Below are 11461 nucleotides of genomic sequence, written 5' to 3'. Positions count from 1 at the left end.
CGGCGCGGGCCGCCGGCACGACCTGCGGTCGATGCTTCGCACCCCCTGAGCGTGCAGGCAGCCGGCACGGCACGGGGCCGTGCGCCGGCTGCGCACCGCGCCACCTCGGCAGCGCCTGCTGCACGCCGTGCCTGTATGGCGGCGGCGCGCCTGCCGCGATCATCACCGATCCGCATTGGCGCGACCGCACGCCATCACGCATCGTGATGCGCCGTTCCACACGGCCGCCATGACAACGATTCCTGCGGGGAAAGCAATCCAGACGGGGCCAACGACAACACGAACGCGGAAAGCGGACGGGGTGACTTGCACCCCGCCCGTCCTCCAAGGCAGCCGTCGGCTGCCTACCCTCGTGCCAGAGAGTTCTCGGTCGGATGACGCGCCGTGCCATGCACGTCGCGGCTCCGGAAAATGATGTGACGACGGCGAATGCGCCGCCGAGCGCACGCCGTGACGCTCGCGTGGCTGCGTCGCTGCGCGGTAGATCCACGACAGACCGGCCACGTGGCCGGTTGTTCCATCAAGGTCTCACGCGATACGCGTGCCGTTTCTGATGCAGATCAACCCAAGCCCGCTTCGTTCGTGACACCGCGCGATTTACTCGGCACCGCGCACGAGCAACACGGGCACCTGAGCGAGATGCGCCACGCGGCGCGCGACGCTGCCGATCAACCAGGCGGCGATGCCACGCCGGCCGTGCGTGCCGACCACCAGCAGCTCGGCACGCCAGTGCACGGCGTCGCGCATCAACGCATGGGCCACGTCGTCGCTGGTCGGCCGGGTTTCGACGACACCGCGCTTGGTCGGGTTCCCCGTCGCATGGAACAGCGGGCCGATCTTCGCTAGCGCATCCTCGCCCTCCGCGCGATAGGCATCCTCGAGCGCGCGCACCGGCACGATATCCGTCAGACGAACCGCGCGATCGATCACGTAGGCCGCGTACAGCAACGTCGTCGGCGCCGCGAAGCCGAGCCCGACGCGCACCGCGTTTAGCGCCGGCTCGCTGCCGTCGACCGCGAACATCAGCCGCTGCAGGCCGCCGTCCGACGGTCGCGCATAGGCGGCCGGCACGATCAGCAGCGCGCAGCGCGCGCGCGTCGTCAGCGTGTCGGACATCGCGCCTTCCACCAGCCGCAGCAGCCCATGATGAGGATTCGCGCCGACCACCAGCACGTCCGCGCGCCACGCCGACGTATCGCTCACCAGTGCATCGGCCACCGTGCCGCCCGTCACCGACGTGTCGATGATGACCTGCTCGACCTCGATGCCGCTGTCGGCGAACAATGCGGCGATCCGTTCGCCGGTGGCTTGCGCTTCGCGCATCATGTCCTCGCGCGCGGACGTCAGCAGCGCGTCGATGCGCGGGATGTCGGGCAAGACGAGGCGCGGGTTGTCGATGGCGCAGACGATGCGCAATCGCATGCCGGGACGCAACAGCGTGCGCGCATAGCGCGCGGCGGACAGCGATTCGGGCGTCGGATCGACGGCCAGCGCGATTCGCGCAGGCGTCGGGATGGGCTGGTCAGGCTGCATGGCGAAGGTCTCCGTGCGTGCGCGTCGTCGCGGAACGACGACGGGAGCTTCGCGCGGAAGCGGCGCGCGGCGGCCGGACAGCCGCCGCGGTCGCGGGAATCGGCAGAATGCCACGCGAAGCGCGGACAATCGATGCGTTCAGCATAGAACGTCCGGCCCGCGTGCGCATGATCGCGATCAAGGGTCGCGCGGTGCCTGCCCGTGCCGCTTACGACTTCGTCGGCACCGATGCCGCCGGACGGTTCGCGTAGAACAACGCATACGTGATGCCGAGCAGCACGATCCATACCGGCCCGATCACGAGCGCGACGCGCGTGTCGGGCGTGAACGCCATCAGCACGACGACCAGCACGAGAAAGCCGAGCGCGACGAACGAACCGAGCGGATAGAACGGCACGCGAATCGGCAGGCGCGCGATCTTGTCGGCCGACAGCGTGCGGCGAAAGCGCATCTGCGCGATCAGGATAACGCACCACGTCCAGATCGCGCCGAACGTCGACACTGACGTGAGCCACGTGAACACGTGCTGCGGCGCGAGATAGTTGAGCAGCACGCCGATCAGCAGCAGCGCGACCGACACGATCACGCCATACACCGGCACACCGTTGCGATTGACCTTGCCGAGCTTGCTCGGCGCCTGGCCCTGCTGCGCGAGGTTATAGAGCATCCGCGCGGTGCTGAACAGGCCGCTGTTGCACGACGACAGCGCCGCGGTCAGCACGACGAAGTTGATGATGCCGGCGGCAGCCGGGATGCCGAGTCGCGAGAACGTCATCACGAACGGGCTGCCCTGCGTGCCGATCTGGTCCCACGGATACAGCGACATGATCACGAACAGCGCGCCGATGTAGAAAATCAGCACGCGCCAGAACACCGAATTCACGGCCTTCGTCAGCGACTTCTCCGGGTTGCGCGCCTCGCCGGCGGTGAGGCCGAGCATCTCGACGCCGAGATACGCGAACATCACGATCGGCAACGCGGCGATCACGCCGTTGATACCGTTCGGCATGAAGCCGCCATGCGCCCACAGGTTCGAGAGGCCGATCGCGACACCGCCGTTGCCGATACCGAACGCGATCATCAACCCGCCGCCGATGATCATCAGCACGATCGTGACGATCTTGATCAGCGCGAACCAGAACTCGAATTCACCGTAGAGCTTGACCGCGATGAAGTTCACCGAGCCCATCGCCATGAGCGCCGCGAGTGCCCAGATCCAGTTCGGTACGCCGGGGAACCACATGTGCATGTAGACGCCGACCGCCGTGATTTCCGCCATGCAGGTGACGATCCACACGAACCAGTAGGTCCATCCGGTCAGGTAGCCCGCGAGCGGGCCGAGGTAATCGCGTGCGTAGCGGCTGAACGCGCCGGCGACCGGATTGGCGATCGCCATCTCGCCGAGTGCGCGCATGATCAGGAAAATCGCGATGCCGCCCAGCAGGTAGGTCAGCAGGATGGCCGGGCCGGCGACGCGGATCGCAGTGGCCGAGCCCAGGAACAGGCCGACGCCGATCGTCGCGCCGAGCGCCATCAGGTTGATGTGCCGCTCTTCCAGCCCACGGTGCAACTGGTCTTCTGGTTGTTTCAAGTCCGTCTCCTGGCAGCCGCGAACGGGCCGCCGTCATTGTCGATGTCAATGCGCGACCGTTCATGCCGATACCGGCATGCCGAAAACGAAATAATCTCCGCCGTCGTTTTCCAGATGAGAAACGACACGGATACTGCGCCAATCCGAATGGAATCGCCGCGGATTATCCGTATTTTCCGGAACAATCCGGAAAACGGATCGGGCCTTTCACGGAATACGCCCGTGCGGCCCGTGTGACGCGGCTGTGCGCGTGACGGACGGCGACGGGATCAATCGCTTTCGGCGCGAACGAACACGCGTCGAATGTGCGCGATCATGCGCACGCAATATGCAGGCGGGATTATATGGAGGATCAGCGGTTTCACGCCAGTCGATTTTGGAAAAATCGCGGCGGGTGAAACAGGCGGCGGAATTCGAATGCGCCGAATGCGCGCGTATGCCGCGCGCGGATTTACTTGGACAGCGTCGCGCGCACCGTATATTCGCCTTCGAGCGCGCCGTGTTCCGGACGCACGAAATACCGCGACGCATCCAGATCGGCAGGCAGCGGCTCGACCGGGAAGCCGTGCTTCTCCCAAGCATCGAGCCCGCCCTTCAGCGCGCGGATGTTGTGGATCATCTTCTTGCGCTGCATTTTCGCGATCAGGCGCTTCGCGGTGGCCTCATTCGGGCACACGCAATAGACGACGATCGGCCGTTTCAGCAATTCCGGGTCGAGCAGATCGGGTGAATCAAGATCGACCGGCACCGCGCCGGCGATCCGGTACGGTTCGCGCTCGCGAATCGCTTTCGGCCGCGCATCGAAGATCAGCGGCGGCTCGTCCGACGTCATCATCTCGACGAGTTGCGGCGGCGAGATGCGAACCTGCGCGAGATAGCGGCGGAACTGCACGCGTCGCACCCAGCGGTACAGCAGGAACGTGATGAAGATCGCGAGGAACGCATCGAGGATCGTGCCGCCGCTTGCGCGCACCCACAGCACGAACTGGACGATCTGGTCGTGAATGGCCGCGCCGCCGATCAGCCAGAACGCGGCCCACAGTGACGCGCCGGCCAGATCCCAGAACAGGAACACGCCGACGCCGATCGCGGTCGTGCCGAGCAGCGGCGCCGACACGAGGCCAAGGCCCGGCAGGAATTTGGACAGCACGAGCAACGGTGCGCCGTATCTTTCGAATACGTTACGCGCGAAACGCAGCGTCGTGTCGAGCGACAGCGAGAAGCGCACGAGGCCGTTCAACAGGCGCCGGCCACGCGTGCGGCCCATGAAGAACCACAGCGAATCGGCCAGCATCGTCGCGCCGATCGCCGCCGCGAACATGCTGACCCAGGACGCCTGCCCCATTGCCGCCATCGTGCCGCCGAGAATCAGCATCGGCACGGCCGGCACCGGCACACCGAGCTGCGTGATCAACACGCTCGCGAACACGGCCCACGGGCCGAGCGACGATGGAATAGCGATGGGAAAGTGCCACACGGCGGCGCTCCTGGAAGGCATCCAGCCGCGCGACGGGGGCCGTCGGTACGGCTGGGCACCGGCCGCCGCGGCACGTCCGCAACCGACCTGATGCATCACGGCATTCTAAACGGGTTTGGCCGCGATCGCGCGGAACACGCGCCATCGGCACGGGCTTCGCGCCATTAGGCTGCACCACCGTGACGGTCACATGTCCGTGCGCTGAGCAAGCTGCACGACATACTCCGCGTAGTCGGGAAACGCGGCGGCCAGCGCGGCCGCGTCGGCCAGTTCGAATTCCGCGAACTCGAAGCCGGGCGCCACCGTGCAGCCGACGAGCGCAACGTGCTCCTGCGCCGCGCAGCGCGCGCCGAACCAGCTCCCGGCCCGCACGACCGCCTGGAACACGGTGCCCGGATGCGTGAGCGGATTGCCGAGCCGGTGGATCGTCAATCCGTCACGCTCGTCGAGCACCCACACTTCGATCGGGTCGCCCGCGTAGAAATGCCAGACCTCGTCGGAACGGATCCGGTGCCACGACGAATACGCGCCGTCGCACAGCAGGTAGTAGATCGCCGTCGACGCGGCGCGTGGCGCACCGTCGGCCGGACGCACGACCGAATCGGTCGCACGGTAGGTTTCGCGGAAATAGCCGCCTTCGGGATGCGGCTGCAGGTCGAACTGGCGAATCAGGTCGGTAGCGGAAATCGGCATGGCGGATGACGTCGGTAAAGTAAGGAACCGGGCACCCGGCGCACGGACTCGCTTCGCTCGTCGCGAACGCGGCCGTATTCCGCCGGATGCCGCTGCGTCGATCGCCGCTGCCATGCGCGCGGCGAACAAGCGGACACCGGTCGATGCTGCCAGAACTGCGTGTCGGGATGCAACCGCGGGCGCGGGATTGCGCGCGTGGAGACGCATCGGGCGTGCCGCCCTCGCCCGGCCGATGCGACAGAAACGACAGCCGCGCTCACACGCCGTGCGTCGACCGGCGCGTCGTGCGTTTCCGTTTCATCAGGCCATCATCCGGCGCGGGTGCGCGACAGTCGCCGGCGCGACCGCTCATGCGTCAGCGTCGTGCCGCGTGCGTCACGCAGCCGCCGACGCGCCGGGCTCGCTGTGCCGCACCAGCAGCACGGGCCGGTCGGCCGCGCGCAGCAGCGATTCGGCGACACTGCCGAGCAGCAACCGGCGCAGGCCGTGCCGCCCGCTCGTGCCCATCACGATCAGGTCGGCGTCGGCTTCGGCCGCCGTGCGCATCAGCACCGTGGCGACATCCTCGCCGTATGCGTCGAGCGCGCGCACAGTGCCTGGCACATGCTCCTGCGCGAGCACCGCTTTCGCATCGTCGAGCACCGGCGTCGCGGCATCGGTCGCGGCCGCATCGCCGGCGCGCGCGGCCGCGAAGCCCGCATCGACGTCGACGAGCTGCGACCGGTGCTCGACGACATACGCGCAGGTGACTTCACCGCCGGACGCCGCCGCGATCCGGATCGCCTCGTTCAGCGCGAGACGCGCACTCGGGCTGCCATCGAGCCCGACGAAAATCCGCTTGTACATGGTCCGTCCCTCCGACCGGGCACGCGTCGCGCGTTGCGCGACGGCGGCCCGTTATCGCCACCCGGCCCGGTGCCAGCTGGCCTGCCGAACAGTCTGCCCCACGTGCCGACGCGCCCGTTGATGCGCGTCAAACGCGGCCGGCGCGCCCGCTACTTCACGCCAGTTGCCGCAATTTCTAGTGACCCCATTACAAAAAACGTGTAAATCGCGCACAATTTCATCTTGAAAATAGACGTTGCGTGCAGCCGGTGCGAGTTTTGACCGGTTTTGCTGCGCTGCCCCCGTGCCACGGGGCGGCCCCCGACAACAGAATGGCCATCGAATGACCGCAAGTGGAACCCCGACGCGTGACGCCCGAGGGCCCACGCGCCTCCAGATCATGTTACGCCAGCCGCTCGCGGCCGGCGTCGTTACGCTGTGCGCCGGCGCGGCGCTGTCGCTCGGCGTCGCGCTGCTCGTGCGCGACCAGTGGCAAGGCGCCGTCCATACGCGTTTCGAACGCCGCACGTCGCACGTGACCGCGATGCTCCGCCACGAGCTGCAATCCGGCGTGGCCGTGCTCGAAGGCGCGCGCGGCGCGTTCAGCCTCGTCCCGGGCATGACGCCCGAGCAATGGCGCCGGTATGCGGACACGCTCGATCTCGACAGCGCCCGCTCGCCGGTCCGCCAGATCGGCTATGCGCCGCTGGCGCCCGCGACGCGCACCGCCCTCGCCGGCGCAAAGCCGATGCCGGCCGGCACGCTCGCGACCGCCGCGCTCAGCGCACCGGCGTCGAATTCGCCCGTCGTGCGCTTCGGCGCGTCCGACGCGGCACCGCTCGCGCGCGCGCTGCAGACCGGCGACATCGCGCTCGGCGTCCACCCGGCCGACGACGACACGTCCCGCGACGCCCGCACCTTCACGCTGTTCCTGCCGGCCGCCGCGTCGCCGCATGCGGCCGGCACACCGCCCGGTACGCGCGAAGCCGGCGCCGACGGGGTGCTGTTCGCAGCGTTGAGCCCGCGGCGCCTGATCGAGCGCGCACTCGACGCGGAGCGCGGCATCGACGTTTGGATCACCGCCGGCGGCGATCGGCGCGCGATCGTCAGCGTCGAAACGACGACCGACGAGGCGTCGGCATCGCCCGACCTGATGCGGCGCACCGACGAGCTGAATTTCGGCGGCACCGTGCTGACGCTCACCTATTCCGCGGACGGCCGTCCGAGCGCAACGGGCGCGCAGCGCGCAGCCGGCACCGTGCTCACCGCAGGGCTGATCGCGTCGATCGCGTTCGCCGTGCTCATCCATGCGCTGCTGCGCGGCCGCGCCGGCACCGCCGATTCCGGCGCGAGCAGCCGCGGCATCCTCAACGAGGCGCGGATGATGGGCATCATCCGTTCGTCGATGGAAGCGATCATCACCATCGACGAAAAGCAGACGGTCGTGATCTTCAATCCGATGGCCGAGCAGGTGTTCGGCGTGTCCGCGATGGAGGCGATCGGTGCGCCGCTGTCGCGCTTCATCCCCGAGCGGTTCCGCGCCGCGCACGCGAAGCACGTCGACCAGTTCGGCGTGACGGGCGTATCCGAGCGGCAGATGGGCCGCCAGCGGGTGCTGTTCGGGCTGCGCGCCAACGGCGAGGAATTCCCGATCGAGGCGTCGATCTCGCAGATCCGCGATGCGTCGGGCAAGCTCTACACCGTGATGCTGCGCGACATCACCGAGCGGCAGCGTGCCGAGAACGCGCTGAAGCAGTCGCGCGAGGAATTGCGCGAACTGTCGGCGAACCTGCAGAACGTGCGCGAAGAGGAAAAGACCCGCATTGCGCGCGAACTGCATGACGACCTCGGCCAGCAACTCACCGCGCTGAAGATGGATCTGTCGGTGGTCGAGCAGCAGTTGCGCGGCCCCCGCCATGCGCCGCCCGACGAGGGCGTGCTCGGGCATCTGCAGGGCATGCGGCGGCTGATCGACGCGACGGTCGCGTCGGTGCGGCGCATCGCGGCCGACCTGCGGCCCGTGATGCTCGACGATCTCGGCCTCGTGCCCGCGATCGAATGGCTCGCGAACGATTTCACGAACCGCTACGGGATCGATGTCGAGCGGCACATCGAAACGGGCGGCCTCACGTTCACCAGCGCGGGCGCGACCACGTTGTTCCGGATCGTGCAGGAAGCGCTGACGAACGTCGCGCGCCATGCGGATGCGACGCGCGTCGCGCTGCGGCTCGACGTCGAGGAAGGCTTCTGCGTGTTGCGCGTCGCGGACAACGGCCGCGGCTCGGCGCGCGGCGGCACGGCCCACGAAGACAAATCGTTCGGCCTGATCGGCATTCGCGAACGCGCCCACATGCTGGGCGGCACCGTGACGATCGACACCGCGCTCGCGCGCGGTTTCTCGATCACCGTCGCCCTCCCGCTCAGTACCGTACAACAGGAAACGCTCATCATATGATCAAGGTGCTCATCGCCGACGACCATACGCTCGTACGCGACGGTCTGCGGCACATCCTCCAGAACGCCACCGGATTCGAGGTGGCCGGCGAAGCCTGCGACGGCCCGTCGACGATCGCGCTCGTGCGCGTCACGCCCGCGCAGGTGCTCGTGCTCGACCTGTCGATGCCGGGCCGCAACGGCGTCGAACTGATCAAGCAGATCAAGGACGAGAAGCCCGCGCTGCGCGTCCTCGTGCTGACCATGCACGCGGAGCAGCAATACGCGGTGCGCGCGTTCCGCGCCGGTGCGTCGGGGTATCTGACGAAGGAAAGCGCGAGCGCCGAGCTGGTGGGCGCGGTCACAAAGGTGGCGTCGGGCGGCGTCTACGTGAGCCTCGCGATGGCCGAGCAGTTCGCGCAGAGTCTGAACGAGCCTGCCGAGACGCTACCGCACCAGCGGCTGTCCGACCGCGAATTCGACGTGTTCCGGCGGATCGCCGCCGGCCAGACGCTGACCGAGATCGCCAACGCGCTGTGCGTGAGCGCGAAGACGGTCAGCACGTACAAGACGCGGATCCTGGAAAAGATGCAGATGCCGCACGAAGCGGCGCTGGTGCGTTACGCGATGCGGCACAAGCTGCTCGACGAAACGGACGACGTGTAACGGACGACGTCCGGCAGCGGACGGCGGGCGCCACCGGCCGCGCGGCAGGCGGCCGGCCGGGGCGGCGCACGACGCTTACTTGGCCGGCACCGGGCACGCGAGATCGCCTTCCTCGCAGGACAGATAGCCTTTCAGCGTTTCGGTGCGCGCCTTGGTCAGATCGTCGAGGCAGGTCGACACGACCATCGGATACACGCTGCCGCCCTCGGCATTCGCGCTGGAGAAGTTGCACTCGGCATCGCGATACGCGATCCAAGCACGCTGCGCATTCACGAGTTTGTCGGCAAGCGGCCGCACTTCATGCAGGCGTGCGGTGACGGCCTGGTAGGTCCGGTTCAGCTCCCCGTCGGATTTCTTGTAGGCGCGATCGGCGCATGCCGTCATCGCCGCCTGATCCGTCGCGTCGGCACAATTCGCCTGCGCATGGGCGACGTTCGCCGCCAGCGCCAGCGAGCACAGCAGACCGGTCAAGACACGCATGGATGCTCCTTGTTGTTCGTGGAAGACGGGGAACCCGGTGCCGGGCTTGCCGCGCTGACGCGCATCGCGCCGCCGTCTCGCGGCGACACCGATCGCGATGCTAGCGCACGCGCGCTGGCTTGTCAGCCGGCCTCGCAGCCTGCGACGGCTTGCATATCGGCCCTCCACACCTACACTTGAAAATCGATACGCCGCTTCAGGCCCGCGCTATCGCATCCATCCCGTCTCCGCTTCCGCGCATTCCTCAGCGCATTTCGCGTTCGCATCGCCGAGCGGGGTGACGATTCGTCTGTCAGCTTCCTCCCCCCAGCCCAACGTGCCATCGCCATCGCTCCCTGGAGGGAATCATGAGCTATCACCTTGAAGGCCGTCTGCTCGAGGTCTGCAACTGTCGCGTACTTTGCCCGTGCTGGATCGGCGAGGATCCGGATTTCGGCGTCTGCGACACGATCGTCGCGTGGCATGTCGACAAGGGCACCGTCGACGGCGTCGACGTGGGTGGCAATACGATCGCCGCCGTGTGCCGCGTGCCGGGCAACATCCTGCAAGGCAACTGGACGGCTGCGATCTATCTCAGCGACACGGCGTCCGAGGCGCAGGAGCAGGCGCTGCTCAAGGTCTACACGGGCCAGGCCGGCGGCCCGATCGCCGAACTCGCCAAACTGATCGGCACGGTCGTGTCGATCGAACGCGCCCCCATCACGTTCAATGTCGAAGGGGCACGCGGCACGCTGTCGATCGGCACCGACTACCACGCGGAACTCGAGCCGTACCTCGGCCCGAGCGGCGCGCAGACGACGCTGACCGACACCGTGTTCTCGACGGTGCCCGGCGCGCCGGTGTTCGTCGGCAAGGCGCCCGTCTATCGGTCGAAGAACGCGGCGATCGGCATCGACGTCGATCTGAAGAATCACAACGCGCTGCAGAGCACGTTCCTGTTCGACGCGTGAAGCGCGATCGTACGCCAACGGTCATGGCTGCGTCGCTGCATCGGCGCGTGTTTCCGCTCGTGCTCGCGAGTCTCGTCGCGTTCGCGTGGCTCACCCTGTGGGCGTGGACGCGCAGTCCGTACGGGCGGTACCTCGACCACGGCGACAGCACACTGCCGTCGCCGTTCAGCGCGCTTTGTCGCGCGCTGCCGGGCGGCACACTGTGGCTGCCGGCCGCGTTCGACGCGGCCGGCTGGACCCTGATGATCCTTGCCATGATGCTGCCGACGACGCTGTCGCTGTTCGATGCGTTCGCCCGCGTCGTCGCGAGCCGCCCCGACCAGACGCGCCTGCTTGCGCTCGTCGGCATCGGCTACGTCGCCACATGGAGCGGCTTCGGCCTCGTCGCGCACGGCCTGCACGGGCTGCTGCTGACCGGTGTCGCGCAGGTGCCGGCACTCGCGTGGCGTGGCTGGCTGATCGGCGCGGCCGTCTTCGCGCTCGCCGGCGCGTTCCAGTTCAGCGGACTGAAGACGCACTGCCTCGACCGCTGCCGAACCCCCTTCAGTTTCGTGATCAGCCGCTGGCGCGGCCGCACGCCGATGCGTCACGCGTTCGCGCTCGGCGTCAGCCACGGGGTCTTCTGTGTCGGCTGCTGCTGGGCGCTGATGCTGCTGATGTTCGTCGTCGGCGCCGGTAGTCTGGGCTGGATGCTGTCGCTCGCCGCGTTGATGGCCCTCGAGAAGAATGCGTCGTGGGGGCAGGCGCTCACCGCGCCGCTCGGCGTCGCGTTGTTCGGCGCGGCCGTGCTGATCGTCGCCAGCCACGCGTGAG

Annotated in this window: 11 protein-coding genes; 5 read left to right on the top strand and 6 right to left on the bottom strand. The window is 67.9% G+C overall.

Annotated features, from left to right (window positions below):
* A partial coding sequence (locus BDO18943_RS27030) for a hypothetical protein (protein ID WP_210771955.1) occupies positions 1–233 on the top strand: 233 nt, incomplete at its 5' end.
* Between the two features lie 364 nt (positions 234–597).
* Here BDO18943_RS27030 and BDO18943_RS27025 read toward each other — a convergent pair.
* The 5 genes from BDO18943_RS27025 to BDO18943_RS27005 all read right to left on the bottom strand — a co-directional run bounded on the left by BDO18943_RS27025 (position 598) and on the right by BDO18943_RS27005 (position 6140).
* Positions 598–1533 (bottom strand): universal stress protein, encoded by a 936-nt coding sequence (locus BDO18943_RS27025; protein WP_175024756.1) that lies wholly within the window; start codon positions 1531–1533, stop codon positions 598–600.
* Between the two features lie 208 nt (positions 1534–1741).
* Positions 1742–3124, bottom strand: coding sequence for an amino acid permease (locus tag BDO18943_RS27020; protein ID WP_043183686.1), 1383 nt, complete (start codon positions 3122–3124; stop codon positions 1742–1744).
* 451 nt (positions 3125–3575) lie between these two features.
* Entirely contained in the window at positions 3576–4601 is a 1026-nt protein-coding gene (locus tag BDO18943_RS27015; RefSeq protein WP_175024755.1) for a DedA family protein/thiosulfate sulfurtransferase GlpE, read from the bottom strand.
* A gap of 186 nt (positions 4602–4787) precedes the next feature.
* On the bottom strand, positions 4788–5294 hold the full coding sequence (locus tag BDO18943_RS27010; RefSeq protein WP_175024754.1) for a cupin domain-containing protein: 507 nt from the start codon (positions 5292–5294) through the stop codon (positions 4788–4790).
* A 375-nt stretch (positions 5295–5669) separates the two neighbouring features.
* On the bottom strand, positions 5670–6140 hold the full coding sequence (locus BDO18943_RS27005; protein ID WP_175024753.1) for a universal stress protein: 471 nt from the start codon (positions 6138–6140) through the stop codon (positions 5670–5672).
* Positions 6141–6462: 322 nt separating this feature from the next.
* Here BDO18943_RS27005 and BDO18943_RS27000 point away from each other — a divergent pair, with 322 nt between their 5' ends.
* Both BDO18943_RS27000 and BDO18943_RS26995 read left to right on the top strand, forming a co-directional pair.
* Positions 6463–8574, top strand: a complete 2112-nt coding sequence (locus BDO18943_RS27000) for a PAS domain S-box protein (RefSeq protein WP_089453010.1) — start codon at positions 6463–6465, stop codon at positions 8572–8574.
* The gene (locus BDO18943_RS26995; RefSeq protein ID WP_175024752.1) at positions 8571–9218 is read left to right on the top strand and encodes a response regulator; all 648 of its coding nucleotides are present in this window, start codon (positions 8571–8573) and stop codon (positions 9216–9218) included. Before BDO18943_RS27000 ends, BDO18943_RS26995 begins: the two co-directional genes overlap by 4 nt.
* A gap of 75 nt (positions 9219–9293) precedes the next feature.
* Here BDO18943_RS26995 and BDO18943_RS26990 read toward each other — a convergent pair whose 3' ends face one another.
* Positions 9294–9698, bottom strand: coding sequence for a lysozyme inhibitor LprI family protein (locus BDO18943_RS26990; protein ID WP_175024751.1), 405 nt, complete (start codon positions 9696–9698; stop codon positions 9294–9296).
* Between the two features lie 347 nt (positions 9699–10045).
* Between BDO18943_RS26990 and BDO18943_RS26985 the strand changes: the two genes are divergently transcribed.
* The gene (locus tag BDO18943_RS26985) at positions 10046–10648 is read left to right on the top strand and encodes a DUF1326 domain-containing protein (RefSeq protein WP_175024750.1); all 603 of its coding nucleotides are present in this window, start codon (positions 10046–10048) and stop codon (positions 10646–10648) included.
* Positions 10649–10671: 23 nt separating this feature from the next.
* Positions 10672–11460 (top strand): DUF2182 domain-containing protein, encoded by a 789-nt coding sequence (locus tag BDO18943_RS26980; protein WP_175024749.1) that lies wholly within the window; start codon positions 10672–10674, stop codon positions 11458–11460.
* Position 11461 lies beyond the last annotated feature (1 nt).

It is taken from the genome of Burkholderia aenigmatica, assembly GCF_902499175.1.
Taxonomy (GTDB): domain Bacteria; phylum Pseudomonadota; class Gammaproteobacteria; order Burkholderiales; family Burkholderiaceae; genus Burkholderia; species Burkholderia aenigmatica.
The sequence above is the reverse complement of the archived record's forward strand: the minus strand, read 5'-3'. Positions and strand labels throughout refer to the sequence as shown.